The sequence below is a fragment of the Clostridium transplantifaecale genome (assembly GCF_900626075.1).
Classification (GTDB): Bacteria; Bacillota; Clostridia; order Lachnospirales; family Lachnospiraceae; genus Otoolea; species Otoolea transplantifaecalis.
The window spans coordinates 99,436-115,334 of record NZ_UYZY01000007.1; the positions used below are offsets into that span (position 1 = coordinate 99,436).

12 protein-coding genes are annotated in these 15,899 nt (G+C 40.3%); all 12 read left to right on the plus strand.

The window, feature by feature from the left end; all coding sequences use genetic code 11:
• Positions 1–83: 83 nt before the first annotated feature.
• Positions 84–1,562, plus strand: coding sequence for an O-antigen polysaccharide polymerase Wzy family protein (locus EJL91_RS21585; protein ID WP_125144032.1), 1,479 nt, complete (start codon positions 84–86; stop codon positions 1,560–1,562).
• A complete protein-coding gene (locus EJL91_RS21590) occupies positions 1,559–2,845 on the plus strand; it encodes a glycosyltransferase family protein (protein ID WP_125144033.1) in 1,287 nt (428 codons plus the stop codon). Before EJL91_RS21585 ends, EJL91_RS21590 begins: the two co-directional genes overlap by 4 nt.
• Before the next feature lie 3 nt (positions 2,846–2,848).
• The gene (locus tag EJL91_RS21595; protein ID WP_125144034.1) at positions 2,849–4,363 is read left to right on the plus strand and encodes a hypothetical protein; all 1,515 of its coding nucleotides are present in this window, start codon (positions 2,849–2,851) and stop codon (positions 4,361–4,363) included.
• A 12-nt stretch (positions 4,364–4,375) separates the two neighbouring features.
• Positions 4,376–5,092, plus strand: coding sequence for an IspD/TarI family cytidylyltransferase (locus EJL91_RS21600; RefSeq protein ID WP_125144035.1), 717 nt, complete (start codon positions 4,376–4,378; stop codon positions 5,090–5,092).
• Positions 5,089–6,117, plus strand: coding sequence for an NAD-dependent epimerase/dehydratase family protein (locus tag EJL91_RS21605; protein ID WP_125144189.1), 1,029 nt, complete (start codon positions 5,089–5,091; stop codon positions 6,115–6,117). The genes EJL91_RS21600 and EJL91_RS21605 overlap by 4 nt, the downstream gene beginning before the upstream one ends.
• A 1,226-nt stretch (positions 6,118–7,343) precedes the next feature.
• Positions 7,344–9,158, plus strand: a complete 1,815-nt coding sequence (gene lepA / locus EJL91_RS21615) for a translation elongation factor 4 (protein ID WP_125144036.1) — start codon at positions 7,344–7,346, stop codon at positions 9,156–9,158.
• 36 nt (positions 9,159–9,194) lie between these two features.
• Positions 9,195–10,451, plus strand: a complete 1,257-nt coding sequence (gene hemW, locus EJL91_RS21620) for a radical SAM family heme chaperone HemW (protein ID WP_125144037.1) — start codon at positions 9,195–9,197, stop codon at positions 10,449–10,451.
• 357 nt (positions 10,452–10,808) lie between these two features.
• Complete coding sequence (locus EJL91_RS21625; RefSeq protein WP_125144038.1) at positions 10,809–11,567, plus strand: sulfite exporter TauE/SafE family protein; 759 nt, start codon at positions 10,809–10,811, stop codon at positions 11,565–11,567.
• 129 nt (positions 11,568–11,696) lie between these two features.
• Positions 11,697–12,653 carry a 50S ribosomal protein L11 methyltransferase gene (gene prmA, locus EJL91_RS21630; RefSeq protein ID WP_125144039.1) on the plus strand — a complete coding sequence of 319 codons (957 nt, stop codon included), beginning with the start codon at positions 11,697–11,699 and terminating at the stop codon, positions 12,651–12,653.
• A 54-nt stretch (positions 12,654–12,707) separates the two neighbouring features.
• A complete protein-coding gene (locus EJL91_RS21635; RefSeq protein WP_125144040.1) occupies positions 12,708–13,445 on the plus strand; it encodes a 16S rRNA (uracil(1498)-N(3))-methyltransferase in 738 nt (245 codons plus the stop codon).
• A gap of 15 nt (positions 13,446–13,460) precedes the next feature.
• Positions 13,461–14,615, plus strand: coding sequence for a cysteine desulfurase family protein (locus EJL91_RS21640; protein WP_125144041.1), 1,155 nt, complete (start codon positions 13,461–13,463; stop codon positions 14,613–14,615).
• A 72-nt stretch (positions 14,616–14,687) separates the two neighbouring features.
• Positions 14,688–15,866, plus strand: a complete 1,179-nt coding sequence (thiI, locus tag EJL91_RS21645; RefSeq protein WP_125144042.1) for a tRNA uracil 4-sulfurtransferase ThiI — start codon at positions 14,688–14,690, stop codon at positions 15,864–15,866.
• The last annotated feature ends 33 nt before the right edge of the window (positions 15,867–15,899 follow it).

Consider the following 15,899-nt stretch of genomic DNA (forward strand, 5'->3'; position numbering starts at 1 on the left):
AATTTTAATAGAGCATTGAAAGTACATCTTAAGGATTTACATTTTCTATTTAGTAAAAATTATAACAAAGGAGGAAATTAGAGTTGCTGATAATTTCTTTTATTTTAATTGGAGTATCAAGCATATTATTTCCTTTAGGAATATTATGTCATGATTACAATTTAATATTATTTTCAATTATTTTCTTATGGTGTGGTGGAGTGGTTTTTTCGTGGCAGCAAATACAAAAAAGAATTGTATTGCTTTTATTCCTTTTGTCTATGTTCTTGTTTCTAATAGGGCGACCAGTAATTTCCCTACTTAGGGGGAATATATGGTGGCAGATTGCTTCTGGTGAGGCCGTAATTCTTGCGTTGCTTAGCTTATATGTTTCTATACTATTTCTTTTGATTGGAGCCTGTTTTAGTGAGTCTAAGGTTTTTACAAAGTACAAAAGTACTGAGCTGAAAATTTTGGAAGATAAACGCATATTTTTGCAGCGTTTACGTCAAGGAGCCTTGTTTGTTTTTTGTGTAGCAATAATATGTACATTCTTAGAGGGGTTTGAAAAAATTGCATACATGTTCAATCATACATATGTAGAATATTATACATCATATCGAACACAACAGCCACTTATTGTTAAAGGATTTATTCAACTCATGAAACCTACGTTATGTATATTTCTGGCAACTATGCCAAGCAAAAGAAAAGCGTTTCTACCTCTTTTGGCATATTTGCTTTCTACAATTCCGTATTTATTAGTCGGTATGCGTTCCCCTACACTGTTAGCATGCTCTTTTATATTTATTTATTATTTTATCAGGGATATTAATAGGATTCCATACTCGGAAAAATGGATTGGTTTATGTGAAAAAATTATTATTTTATTGTCGATTCCGTTAATGATTGTTTTTTTGTTTGCCTATACATATTGGAGAAATAATAATTCCGTCGATCTATTTTCTGGCGAAAACCTTTTATTTCGATTTATTTACCAACAAGGAAATTCCTTTGATGTTTTAGTTAAAGCTTTTGATGTTCTTAAAGAATTACCTGAAAATAAATGGCCGGGATACACTTTGGGGCCTGTGTATGATAATTTGGTTCATAATAATATTATTGGAAGAACGTTGTTTAATACAGTTCCAACTAATATTCAAACACAGGAGGCATTGCAGATTAGTCATGATATGAAAGCACACTTATCCTATATCTTGATGGGAAATATGTATTTTCAGGGACATGGTGTGGGTGTTGTATATATTTTGGAAGTGTTCTCGGACTTTGGTTGGTTTGGAGTGATTATATATAACTTTATACTTGGTATTTGCTTAGAGAGAGTCATTTTTTGGATTCAAAAGAACTGGTTATTATCAACTATAAGTATATTTGCATTTTTTCAGCTATTTTATACGCCAAGGTCAGACGCATTATATATGGTTATGCACTTAGTACATCCCTATTTTTGGATAGCCATCAGTGGATGCTATCTAATAGGACGGATTAGATGGAAAGTTCTTTCTTTGTCAAATATAAGAAAAGTAAAAATGTTTTGTAAACAATTGAGGGCAAAGACATGAATAATAAAAAACTACTTGTAATTTTAGGGGAATTTTTTCCATATCCATCATCAAATATCAATTGTATTGTGCCACTGTTAGAATACCTTTATAAAGAAGGTTGGCAGGTAGATGTAGTAACACGAAGACACAGTATCACCACCCCTGAATATGAAAAATATCATGGTATGACAGTATATCGCATTAATGATATACGAACAATGAATACAATTTGTTGGCAGGAACATATGAAAATTGATTTGCCGATAATATTTAGGTGGATGAATTATTGCTGTATGGCTTTATCAAAGATTTATTTTTACCTTCGATATTATCAGTCCATCAAAGATAATCGTTATAGCGCATGGTCTAAAGAAGAGGTTTTAAATAAGTGCCTATCCCTGCATGAATTAAATGTATACAATGCTGTACTATCTTTATCTACACCGGCTATTACACATTATATAGCATCCGAACTGAAAAAACACACATCAATAAACTGGATTTTGTATGAAATGGATCCGTTTTGTTATAATGTGGCAGCGTATGGTAAAAATGCTTATAAGCGTTTTAGTTTAGTTCAAGAAAGATTTTTTAAGGAATGTGATGAGATAATTGTAACGCCTGCATTGGGGGAATTTTATCAAAATACAAATTTTCGAAGTTTTTCTTCAAAAATGATAGAGCTTCCATTAGCCAATATGATTCCAATAGAAGATTTTAAAGATATGGGCTTGATAAAACGTAAGGAAAAAGAAGTTTATTGTGTTTTTGGAGGGGCGATCGATCCTATAATAAGAAATCCTATATTTGCAATTGATTTATTTCATAGCCTTCATAAAAATATTAAGCTATTTATAATAACTCAATCCAATATCAAGTTTCTTAGAAAAAAAATTGATGAGACAGCGGACAATGTAATTATATATGGAAGAGAAAGTCGTAATGTAACTTATGGTACTATGCAACAGGCGGATATTTTAATTAACATTGGAAATACCGTCCAATTTCAAGTACCTGGAAAAATTTTTGAGTATATGGCAATGGGAAAACCGATTGTACATTTCAGTAAAATACAGGAAGATCCCTGTCTTCCATACTTAAAAAAATATCCAATTGCATATGTTATATATGAATATAAGGGTGGGATAGAGACACAAAAAAAGAACCTTTTGCAATTTATATATGAGAAAATAAATGTCTCATACACATATGATGAAATAATATCTAGAATGCCAGAACTTTCGGGAAAGTCTATCAACAGAAAGTTTTTAGACACAGTTCTAAATATTAGAGAAAGGTAATATATGCATCGTACAAGAAATAGTCTATATAATGCACTGTCAGCTATAATGCTTACCATTTCAAATGGTTTACTTGGGCTTATAGTAACCCAAAATATTATTCGAGTATTTGGATCTGATTTTAACGGCTTGAATTCTACAGCTACACAATTAGTTAATATGATGTTGGTTTTGGAAGGGGGATTTACACTGGCGGCCAATGTTGCCATTTTCAAACCATATGTGGAAAAAGATTATTTTACTATACATCGTATTATTGTTGCCGTAAAAAAAAGATTTCAACAGATAGGATTGCTTTTTTTATGTGTTGGAATTTTCATTTCTTTTATTTATAGTAATTTTGTTAATAGTATGCTGCCCCAAGATTTTGTTCTTTTAGTTTTCGTTATGACGGTATTTCCTTCTGCTATTAATCTCTTCTTTGTTTTAAAATATCGTGTCATGTTGCAAGCGGAACAAAAAGAATACGTTATTTCGCTTATAACATTAGTGACTGTTTCTTTAGGGCACATTACAAATCTGATTTTAATTAACACTGTGAAACAAATTGGCTTAATTCGATTAATAACAATGGTTTATTCGCTCATTAACAGCATTATTATTTCTATATATTGTAGAAAAAAATATAAAATGTTTGATTTTTCTGTAGAACCTGATTTTGCTGCTATTAAAGGAACCAAAGAAGTATTTATACAGAAAATAACAGGAGTAATTTATTCAACATTGCCTATCGTATCTATTTCAATTTCTGGTGGTGGAACACTATTAGCCAGTGTGTATGCAGTATATAATAGTATTTTTGCTTTATTAAAAAGTATATTATATGCGGTGATTGATGCACCTAGGTTAGGATTGGGTCAGGTTATTGCTGAAAACGATAAAGAAAGGACATATCAAATTTATGTGAAATATGAAACATTAGTGGTTATCATACTTTTTATATTGCTAAGTACAACGGCAGTGTTACTTATGCCATTCATTATGCTATACACAGCAGGAGTCTCTGACGTTGACTATCGAAGTTATTTTATAGGCGGAGTCCTGATGGGAATTACTTTTTTTGAAATTATTCATATTCCTAGTGGTCATGTGATCAATATGGCCGGCTTTTTTAAGGTAAGCCGACAGTTTCAAACTTCAGCTTGTGGTTTGCTAGTAATTGGTATGTTTTTTGGTAATCAGGTAGGGGGATTTCGTGGAATTTTAAGTGGTGTTTTAGTAACAGCGATTTTTTTGGCAATATTAGAGATTCATTTTACACATTGCATTTTTTTTGAAAAAAAACTATATCCCTTTATTAGAACTGTTTTTTTAAATTGTATTGTTTCAGCTATTTTAATATGTATGGAATCTATTTTTATTTCTTTAAGGATAAATAATTATTTAGATTTCGTAGTATTTGGATTTTGTAGCATAACTATCAATTCTTTTCTTTTTATTTTGTTTAACTATATTCTGAATTATGAGATTATGATGGAACTTGTACAATATGCAAAAAGAATTTTTTATAAGAAGTGAAGGGAGTAATATATGAATATTGCACTTATTATTGCAGGGGGCAGCGGTCACCGCATGAAGCAGGACATACCAAAACAGTTTATTAATGTGTATGATAAACCGGTTCTGATATATACATTGGAGGGATTTCAGCGGCACCCGGATATTGATGCTATTGAGGTTGTTTGTTTGGACGGTTGGCATGATATTTTATGGGCTTATGCGAAGCAGTTTAATATTACGAAACTAGAATGGGTTGTTTCGGGGGGAAATACAGGTCAAGAATCTATCCGAAATGGTATTTATCACTTGGAGGGAAAATGTTCGAATGATGATATTGTCATTATCCATGATGGTATTCGCCCTATGATTGATGATACCGTTCTTTCGGATGTAATTGAGAAGTGCAAGAAGTACGGAAATGCGGTTACGTCACTTCCATATAATGAACAAATTTTTCGGATTAAAGATGAAAAATCAACGGAAGAGTATATTCCACGTGAAACACTCCGTCGTGTATCAACTCCGCAAGCTTATAAGTTTAGTAAACTTGATTGGGCATATCATGAAGCATTTGAAAAGAAAATCGGCATATATGGTTCTTCATATGCAAATACAATGATGGTCGATTTAGGCGAGACATTATATTTTGCAGCGGGTTCTGATAGAAATATTAAGTTAACAACAAAAGATGACTTAGAGATGTTTAAAGCATATCTCAAATTAGAAAGGGATACGTGGCTCAAATGATTCGGTTTATGCAAAATATTGAATATGTGAAAAAATTAGATTTGCCGTGGGAAAAGCTGAAAGGAAAAACCGTTTTGGTATCAGGAGCCAGTGGATTGATTGGCAGTTTTTTGGTTCGGGTTTTATTGGAGAAAAATGAGCAAATTAAAGTAGTTGCGTTAGGCAGAAATATGGTAACAGCTAAGAATGTTTTTTTTGAGTATTGGGATTCTAAATACTTTACATTTATTTCTCATGATATCAATCAACCTCTCACAGAGGATATTCCGAGTGTAGATTATTTAATTCATGCTGCTAGCAATACACATCCTGTTGCTTATGCAATGGATCCCATTGGTACGATAACGACTAATGTTATTGGAACATACAATTTGTTGGAACATGCTCGTAAAAATGCAGAATGTCGTTTTTTATTTGCGTCCAGTGTGGAAGTGTATGGAGAAAATAAAGGTGATATAGAGTACTTTGACGAGTCATATTGTGGTTATATTGACTGTAACACATTGCGAGCAGGTTATCCCGAAAGTAAACGTACAGGTGAAGCATTATGTCAAGCTTATATAGATTGTTATAATATGAATATTGTGACAGCACGCCTTTCTCGAACATACGGGCCAACTATGTTAAGGTCTGATACAAAAGCGATATCCCAGTTTATCAAAAATGGGGCTAAAGGGGAAGAAATAATATTAAAAAGTGAAGGAAGTCAATTGTACTCTTATAATTATGTAGCAGATTCAGTATCAGGTCTTTTGACAGTACTTTTGTGCGGAGAATGCGGTGAAGCTTATAATATTGCAGATAAGAAATCGGATATAACATTACGAGATTTAGCACAGCTGATTGCTGACTATGTCGGAACAAAGATAGTATTTGAAATTCCGAATAAGACAGAGCAGGCAGGATATTCTAAGGCAACAAAAGCGTTGTTGGATTCATCAAAATTGCGGAAGCTAGGGTGGGAAGCTCATTGGAGTATAGAGGAAGGGATTAAAGAAACATTAGATTATTTAATGAAAATATAAAATATCAACTTTTTGGGGGCCTTTTAAGAAAATAGTTATATTTTACGAAATTATACATTATCTGAAGGAAAAATAGAATTATTGATAGATTTATGCATTTAGGATAAAGGTGTCTGGGCTTTCGGTTCAATATAATTATAATTAAGAAAATGGAGATTAAAATAAAAAGTACTACTTTCTGAACTATGTTATGGAAAATAGTGGTTGTGGGGACGGTGAGAATAATATAAAGCCTCTTATGATACAAAAAGGGTGGTGCAAGCTAAATTCAAACATAAGAGGCGATCCCAATGGACAATAAAAGTACATCATCCACTCGTTGGAAATGCTAGTACCATATCGAATTCATAAACCAATATAGAAAGAAGACATTGTATGGCAAAGTGCGGGAAGACATAAAAGAAATATGAGCGATTTACTGGAAGATATACTTGGCTTTTGGGGGTATGTAATAACGGAGAAATATAAAGTTGAATGTTATTTGGCGGTGGCATGCTCCTAAATTGTATGGAAGATTCAAAATCTTATGAATTTGCCTTCAGTTGAAATCGATAACCCATGGCTTCTTATTATTTATTCATATCTGGAGTGCTAGGAACTATTTTCTTTTAAAGCTTGTATCGGATAATTGTTATATTCATTTCGGTAAATACTAATTGATCATTATGGTACCGTTGGCCACTATTTCCAACAGTTGACTATTTTTTCTGACATTACAACCATTTTGCTAGGAGAAAAATATCTACATATTAATCTAATAGAGACTGCAGATATTGTGTGTTAATTTACATTACAGGAATTAATATATGTGAAAGAAAGCGCATCCTGAAAAATTATAAAACCTAAACGTATACAGTGGTACTATTCAAATGTTTTGTATTCATGTACGTTGATAGCTGGCTGGATATAATCAGTCGGTCATATATATTTATATAAAGATTAGACAACGGAAGAGTAATAAATCAAACTGTTTGTAAAAATTCGGTCATTCTTACCAAATCTATCATCACCCATAATTAAAGTGCTCTTAATCATAAGAAAATCATGCAAAAATCTCCTCATTCCCCTGAACCCTCTTGAAAGCTCACAAAAAAAATGCTATATTCTACTAGACTGAGTTATGCCCAAATTCTGGATTATTATCGAACAGCGGCAAATGCAATTTATCTAAGGCCATAATTTTAATACGTAATTTCACTTAAAACCCAAGAAAAGAGAGGACCCCCATGGCAATAGTTGACCAGAGCAAAATCAGAAATTTCTGCATCATCGCCCACATTGATCACGGCAAGTCAACCCTTGCAGACCGAATCATAGAGAGAACCGGCTTACTTACCAGCAGGGAGATGCAGTCCCAGGTACTTGACAACATGGATTTAGAGCGTGAGCGCGGAATCACGATTAAAGCTCAGGCTGTCCGTACCGTATACACAGCAAAAGATGGAGAAGAATATATATTTAACCTGATCGATACCCCAGGCCATGTCGATTTCAATTACGAGGTGTCGCGGAGTCTGGCAGCCTGTGACGGAGCTATCCTTGTCGTGGATGCCGCCCAGGGAATCGAGGCGCAGACACTGGCGAACGTATACCTTGCCCTCGATCATAACCTGGATGTATTTCCGGTTATCAATAAAATCGATCTTCCTAGCGCAGAACCGGACAGGGTTGCTGCCGAAATCGAAGACGTAATCGGAATTGAAGCGCATGATGCACCGAGAATCTCTGCCAAAATAGGCTTGAATATCGATGAAGTCCTGGAACAGATCGTAGAGAAAATTCCTGCCCCGCAGGGGGATACATCCGCCCCGCTTCAGGCCCTTATTTTCGATTCCCTGTATGATTCATACAAGGGCGTTATCGTATTCTGCCGAATCAAGAACGGAAGCGTCCGAAAAGGGACTCCGATTAAAATGATGGCAACCGGGGCTACGGCCGACGTTGTGGAGGTCGGCTACTTCGGAGCCGGTCAGTTCTTCCCGTGTGAGGAACTGGAAGCCGGAATGGTAGGCTACATCACGGCCAGCATCAAGAATGTAAGAGACACTATGGTGGGTGATACCATTACAAATGAGGAGAATCCATGCTCAGAACCGCTTCCGGGATATAAAAAAGTGACTCCGATGGTATACTGCGGCCTTTATCCGGCCGACGGGGCAAAATATCCCGATCTCCGGGACGCACTGGAAAAACTTCAGTTAAATGATGCCTCCCTCTTCTTTGAACCGGAGACATCCATCGCCCTCGGATTTGGTTTCCGCTGCGGCTTCTTAGGCCTTCTGCACCTTGATATCATTGAAGAGCGTCTGGAACGTGAATATAACCTGGATCTCGTGACGACGGCCCCCGGCGTTGTTTACCGTGTGCACAAGACAAACGGGGATATGATGGAGCTTACGAATCCATCCAATCTTCCGGATCCGTCCGAAATCGAATATATGGAAGAGCCAATTGTGTCTGCAGAAATCATGGTAACAACCGAATTTGTCGGTGCTATCATGACACTGTGCCAGGAGCGCCGCGGCGTTTACCTTGGAATGGAGTATATTGAGGCGACCAGAGCCTTGTTAAAATATGAGCTTCCACTGAATGAGATTATCTATGACTTCTTTGACGCACTGAAATCACGCTCACGCGGATATGCCTCTTTTGATTACGAACTGAAAGGATATGAAGAGTCCAAGCTGGTGAAACTCGACATTCTTGTGAACCGGGAAGAGGTCGATGCACTTTCCTTTATTGTATTCGAAGGTTCTGCCTATGAACGCGGCAGAAGGATGTGTGAGAAGTTAAAGGATGAAATTCCGAGACACCTGTTTGAAATTCCGATTCAGGCTGCCGTAGGCGGAAAAATCATTGCCAGGGAGACAGTCAAGGCAATGAGAAAAGACGTACTCGCCAAATGTTATGGCGGCGATATCTCGCGTAAGAGAAAACTTCTGGAAAAACAGAAGGAAGGCAAGAAGAGAATGCGTCAGATCGGTAACGTGGAGATTCCACAGAAAGCATTTATGAGCGTTTTGAAGCTGGATGAAGAGTAACAGAAACCACAACAAATCATCAATCAGGCAGGGAAAATGGAAAAGAAGAAAACACTGGAATTATACATCCACATTCCATTCTGCGTTAAAAAATGTCAATACTGCGATTTCCTTTCTTTTGCAGCGGACGAAGAGACAAAACAAAGATATGTGGATCAATTAGTAAAAGAAATCGGCATATGCGGGAAGAGAATGACCGGGCAGGGCGCGAAAACGTCCTTCCCGGTAATTTCTGCGTTTATAGGAGGCGGCACCCCGTCCTCCCTGGACCACCGCCACATTACCTCTATTATGAATGCGATAAAAGAAAATTTCACTTTATTGCCGAATGCAGAGATTACAATCGAGGCCAATCCGGGAACGCTTACCGCTGATAAGCTGCATGCTTACAGGGCGGCCGGAATCAACCGCCTTAGCCTGGGCCTGCAGTCGGCCAATCCAAGTGAATTAAAGGCGCTTGGCCGAATCCATACCTGGAATGAATTTTTGGAAAGCTTCCGTTTGGCACGGGCAGCCGGTTTTGAGAATATCAATATCGATCTGATGTCGGCGCTTCCCGGGCAGAGCTTTGAATCTTATGCCGACACGCTCGAATGCGTTGTACTTCTCGAACCGGAACATATTTCGGCATACAGTCTCATCATTGAGGAGGGAACCCCTTTCTATGAGAAATATTCATTAATGGAAGAAGAAATCAGGAAATATGGAGCAGTACGGCAAAAAGATGTTTCCAATGTAACGGAGGAGTCTCCGGAACTAGTTCCGCTTCCGGATGAAGAGGAAGAACGGAGGATGTATCATTACACGAAAGAATACCTGGCTGAAAAAGGGTATCACCGTTATGAAATCTCCAATTATTCCAGGCCGGGCAGGGAGTGCGTCCACAATAAGGGATATTGGCTCGGCACCGATTATCTCGGTATCGGCCTGGGGGCCGCGTCACTTGCAGGCGGGGAGCGGTTTTCCGTAACCAGGGATATGGAGCGGTATCTTGCGTTAACCGTAGAAGAACTGGCAGCGGGACTTCAATATGAGAACCGGGAGAGTCTGACGGAGCAGGAGAAGATGGAAGAATTCATGTTCCTGGGACTTCGGCTGACTGACGGTGTTTTGGCCAGGGACTTTGAAATCCGGTTTGGCATTAATATAGAAAAGATATACGGTGAAATCTTTGGAAAGCTGATGGAAGAAGGCCTGATCCGGATGACGGGGACAGGGGAGGAAAGAAGATATCAGCTGACCGGGTTTGGACTTGATGTGAGTAACTGCGTGCTGGCCGAATTTCTTCTATAAAAATCTTCTATAAGATCTTATAGAAGAAAAAAGGGCACACAGGCTGCTGTTCGCAGGTAATATTCCGCGAGGTGTTTATGCGCGCATCTTGCATAGAAATCCCGAACTGCAACGCGCAAAACGCAGGAATCATTCGCGCCTGTAAGGAAATCTTTACATTTATATATGTATTTGCTATTATATAGTGAGTTTTAAAGAAACGATAACATTTATAAATGCGCTATTATAAAAAAGACATTATAAAAAGAGATATTATAAAAAGCGATAAAAAGATATAAAAAGCGATAAAAAGCTTGACAACAAAGTTATAAGATTAAAAAAAGAAGTAAATCAGCTTCATCCGGGAGGAACCACATAATGGAAATCACATTGACACACTATTTGATCGTATGTCCCCTTTTATTTTTGGCAGGCTTGCTGGATTCAATTGCAGGAGGGGGCGGTCTGATTTCGCTCCCGGCTTTTCTGATTGCCGGAATCCCTCCGCATATGGCGCTTGGAACCAACAAAATGGGCTCCTCCATGGGGGCAACTGTTTCCACATTCCGCTTTGCAAAAAACGGATATATTCATTTGAAAAAAGTCATCTGGTTTATTGCAGCAGCCCTGACAGGTTCCACGATTGGTTCAAACCTGACGCTTCTGGTGAGTGAGAAAATCATAGAGTACCTGATGGTGATAGTGCTTCCCATCGTTGCTTTTTATGTGCTCTGCAATAAGAAAATCGGTGATGATTCACAGGCAGGCACGATATCGCCTAAAAAGTCATTTATTGTGTCACTCACCGCGGCGTTTGTGTTTGGCATCTATGACGGTTTTTACGGCCCGGGAACAGGTACATTTCTGATCCTCATCCTTACAGGTGCGGCAAAGTATACGCTGAAAGAGGCAGCCGGAACGACAAAGGCTATCAACCTGTCGTCCAATATCGCTGCGCTCGTTACTTTTATCATAAACGGGAAGGTTTTATACCCCCTTGGCCTGGCAGCAGGGCTCTGCAGCATAGTCGGAAATTATATCGGCTCCGGCCTCGTCCTTTCCAACGGACAGAAAATAGTGCGCCCACTGGTGCTGGTCGTGCTGACAATCCTGTTTGGAAAAATCCTGTTTGGATAAACAGATAAAAAACAGGATGGCAGCATAATACTCTATATTTAACAAAATTCAATATTTAACAAAATTCATCGTTTAACAAAATTCATAAAATGACAATGATATAGAAAATATCAATATGGAGGAAGACCCATGAAATGGAAAAAATTCACCCTGACGACAACGACAGAGGCCGTTGATTTAATCAGTTGCACATTTGACGAGATAGGTATAGAAGGAATTGAAATTGAGGATAACATTCCGCTGACGGAAAAAGAGACGAAGGGGATGTTTATCGACATTCTTCCCGAGCTTCCGCCCGATGAAGGTGTGGCAAAGGTCAGTTTTTATCTGGATGACGACGAGAATGTGGAAGAAATGTTAAAGAAAGTGGACGAGGCTCTGGAAGAGCTTAAGATGTTTACCGACCTTGGCGCATGCACCATCGAGGCGTCGGAGACGGAGGACAAGGACTGGATTAACAACTGGAAACAGTATTTCAAACCGTTCACCGTGGACAATATCCTGATCAAACCAACATGGGAAACTATACCGGAAGAGCATAAAGACAAGCTTTTGATCCAGATCGATCCGGGAACGGCATTTGGAACGGGAATGCATGAGACGACACAGCTCTGCATTCGTCAGCTTCAAAAATATGTAAACTGTGATACAAAAGTCCTGGACGTGGGAACCGGAAGCGGAATTCTTGGAATTACAGCCCTGAAACTTGGCGCCAAAGAGGTGTTTGGCACCGATCTGGACGAGAATGCCATCACGGCCGTAGGGGAAAACCTGGAGGCCAACGGCATTTCCACCGACCGTTTTAAGGTACTGCAGGGAAATATTATTGACGACAAGAGCGTGCAGGACATTGCAGGCTATGAGTGTTACGATGTGGCGGTTGCTAATATCCTGGCTGATATCATCATCCTGCTGCAGAAGGAAATTCCGGTACACATTAAAAAGGGAGGAATTTTTATTACCTCCGGAATTATCAATATGAAGGAAGAAGCTGTTAAAGCGGCATTTGCGGCTAATGATGCATTCGAAGTGATTGAAGTGACATATCAGGGAGAGTGGGTTTCCGTAACGGCGCGTAAGAAATAAGAGTACAGAAAAGATTCCAAAGCAGGGCGTCACTTCAGCCATTAAGGGGAAAATATGTATCATTTTTTTGTAGAACGCGAACAGATCGGAGAGGATGTCATCACGGTTGTCGGCTCCGATGTAAACCATATAAAAAATGTCCTCAGGATGAATCCGGGAGAGCAGGTGCTGATCAGCGACAAGAGAGGCGGCGATTACCTGTGTGAGGTGAAGGATTTCACTCGGGAAACCGTACTTTTCGGCATTTTGGAGGCCAGAGAAAACGGAATGGAGCTTCCTGCCAGAATACACCTGTTTCAGGGACTGCCTAAAAGTGATAAGATGGAACTTATCATCCAGAAGGCTGTGGAGCTTGGCGTTTACCGGATCATTCCGGTGGAGACAAAACGTGTGGTGGTAAAGCTGGACGCGAAAAAAGAGGAGGCCAGGCTGAAACGCTGGAATGCCATTTCCGAGAGCGCGGCCAAACAGTCGAAACGCAGCATAATCCCCGAGGTAACCGGTGTGGTAAAATATAGAGAAGCGCTTCAGATGACAGATGGCTTTGGACTCAAACTGGTTCCCTATGAATGTGCCGAGGGGATGGAAGAGACCAGAAGACTTCTGGGAAAGGCGGAGCCGGGCATGGATATCGCGGTGTTTATCGGTCCGGAAGGCGGCTTTGAGGAAGAGGAAATACGCCAGGCAAATGAGAGGGAGATTTACCCTGTCACACTTGGAAAACGTATTTTGAGAACAGAGACGGCGGGGCTGTGCATTTTGTCGGCGCTGATGATTTCACTGGAACAATAGAAAAGAGGAATGAACATGGAAGCATACTTTGACAATTCGGCCACTACGCAGGTTTTTGACTGCGTGAAAGACGCGGTAGTGAATGCCATGACCATGGACTACGGCAATGCGGCGGCCCGTCACATGAAGGGTGTGGAGGCGGAAAATATTATTAAAGAGGCCAAAAGAGAGATTGCAAACTCCCTGAAAGTGCAGGAAAAAGAAATTCTGTTCACTTCCGGTGGAACGGAATCCAATAACCTCGCATTGATTGGAACGGCGCTGGCAAACCAGAGAACCGGTAAACACCTGATCACGACGGCTGTGGAACATCCGTCCATCTACAATACAATGGCATGGCTGGAGGAGCAGGGATTTGAAGTTACCTATCTTCCTGTGGATTCATTCGGCTGCATTTCACTGGAGGAGCTTTCCGGGGCGGTCAGGGAGGATACAATCCTGGTCTCCGTCATGTATGTCAATAATGAGATTGGCGCGGTAGAGCCGGTGGAAGAAATTTCACGGTGCATTAAGAAAAAGAATCCAAAGACGTATTTCCATGTGGATGCAATCCAGGCCTATGGCAAATATCAGATCCGGCCGAAAAAACAGGGGATCGATCTGCTTTCCGTCAGCGGTCATAAGATTCACGGTCCAAAAGGGATTGGCTTTTTATATATTGATGAGAAGACAAAGATCCGCCCTATTATTTTCGGCGGCGGCCAGCAGAAGGGGATGCGTTCCGGAACCGAGAATGTACCGGGCTGTGCCGGTCTGGGAGCGGCGGTTAAGGAAATTTACCGGGATCACGCGGAGCATGTGGAGAAACTCTATACTCTGAGAGAGCGGCTGATAGCCGGACTTAAGACCATTGAAGGTGTGACAATCAACGGCCATGAGGACAGACAGAATGCCCCCCAGGTGGTCAGCGCCAGCTTTGAGGGGGTTAAGAGCGAAGTCCTTCTTCATGCGCTGGAGGACAAGGGAATCTATGTTTCTTCCGGTTCGGCCTGTTCATCCAACCATCCGGGAGTCAGCGGAACACTCAAGGCAATCGGCGTGAAAAAAGAACTGCAGGATTCTACGCTGCGTTTCAGCTTTGGGATGTTTAACACGGAGGAAGAGGTAGACTACGCCGTTGAAACGCTGAAAGAGCTGCTGCCGGTACTGAGACGTTATAGAGCGAAATAATATGGCATCCAATGACGCAGGACAGTGAAAACGGATAAGCCATTCAGAGAGACAGAGAGGATAAATTAATTTATGGTACGGTCATTTTTAATAAAGTATGCCGAGATTGGCGTTAAAGGTAAGAACAGATACATTTTTGAGGACAAACTGACCTCCCACATTCATCACGCGTTAAAACGCCTGGACGGCAATTTCTCCGTTACAAAAGAGTCGGGGCGCATTTATGCGCATGCGGCTTCGGAATTCGATTATGACGAGGTTGTGGCGGCTCTGCAGTGCGTATTCGGCATTGCCGGTATCTGCCCGATGGTCCAGATTGAGGACAAGGGATATGATGATTTAAAAGAGCAGGTTGTTAAATATATTGACGAAACGTATCCCGACAAAAATTTTACGTTTAAAGTGGACACGAGAAGGGCCAACAAACAGTATCCCCATACATCCGACCAGATCAACCGTGATTTGGGTGAGATTATCCTGGAAACATACGCTGAAACAAAGGTGGATGTCCATAATCCGGACGTGCTTCTCCATGTGGAGATCAGAGGAAAGCTCATCAACCTTTATTCCCTCGTTATTCCGGGTCCAGGAGGCATGCCGGTGGGAACCAACGGAAAGGCCATGCTTCTCTTATCAGGCGGTATCGACAGTCCGGTGGCGGGCTATATGATTGCAAAACGTGGCGTCATGATCGAGGCTACGTATTTCCATGCTCCGCCTTACACGAGCGAGAGGGCCAAGCAGAAGGTTGTGGATTTGGCAAAGCTGGTATCCAGGTATTCGGGACCGATTAAGCTGCACATCGTGAATTTTACCGATATTCAGCTTTATATCTATGATCAGTGCCCTCATGAGGAGCTGACGATTATCATGCGCCGTTACATGATGAAGATTGCGGAAGAGCTGGCTAAAAAGGATGGCTGCCTCGGCCTGATCACAGGGGAGAGTATCGGACAGGTGGCTTCCCAGACCGTACATTCACTGGCTGTCACAAACGAAGTTTGCACACTGCCGGTATTCCGTCCGGTAATTGGATTTGATAAACAGGAGATAGTGGATATTTCACAGAAGATCGGAACGTTTGAGACATCGATCGAACCTTATGAGGATTGCTGTACGATCTTTGTAGCAAAACATCCCGTTACAAAACCTAACCTGGAATTTATCCGAAAGTCGGAGAAAAAACTGGAAGAGAAAATTGATGAGATGCTGAAACAGGCGATAGAAACGGCAGAAATAATAAGGTGCTGACATAAAAAAGAACCGCTGCAAAGCAGGTGCTCA

Coding starts and splice junctions, on each gene's coding strand:
- EJL91_RS21600 (WP_125144035.1), top strand. CDS start 4,376: ATGAATATTGCACTTATTATTGCAGGGGGCAGCGGTCACCGCATGAAG.
- EJL91_RS21590 (WP_125144033.1), top strand. CDS start 1,559: ATGAATAATAAAAAACTACTTGTAATTTTAGGGGAATTTTTTCCATAT.
- EJL91_RS21595 (WP_125144034.1), top strand. CDS start 2,849: ATGCATCGTACAAGAAATAGTCTATATAATGCACTGTCAGCTATAATG.
- EJL91_RS21635 (WP_125144040.1), top strand. CDS start 12,708: ATGTATCATTTTTTTGTAGAACGCGAACAGATCGGAGAGGATGTCATC.
- EJL91_RS21640 (WP_125144041.1), top strand. CDS start 13,461: ATGGAAGCATACTTTGACAATTCGGCCACTACGCAGGTTTTTGACTGC.
- lepA (WP_125144036.1), top strand. CDS start 7,344: ATGGCAATAGTTGACCAGAGCAAAATCAGAAATTTCTGCATCATCGCC.
- hemW (WP_125144037.1), top strand. CDS start 9,195: ATGGAAAAGAAGAAAACACTGGAATTATACATCCACATTCCATTCTGC.
- EJL91_RS21605 (WP_125144189.1), top strand. CDS start 5,089: ATGATTCGGTTTATGCAAAATATTGAATATGTGAAAAAATTAGATTTG.
- prmA (WP_125144039.1), top strand. CDS start 11,697: ATGAAATGGAAAAAATTCACCCTGACGACAACGACAGAGGCCGTTGAT.
- EJL91_RS21625 (WP_125144038.1), top strand. CDS start 10,809: ATGGAAATCACATTGACACACTATTTGATCGTATGTCCCCTTTTATTT.
- thiI (WP_125144042.1), top strand. CDS start 14,688: ATGGTACGGTCATTTTTAATAAAGTATGCCGAGATTGGCGTTAAAGGT.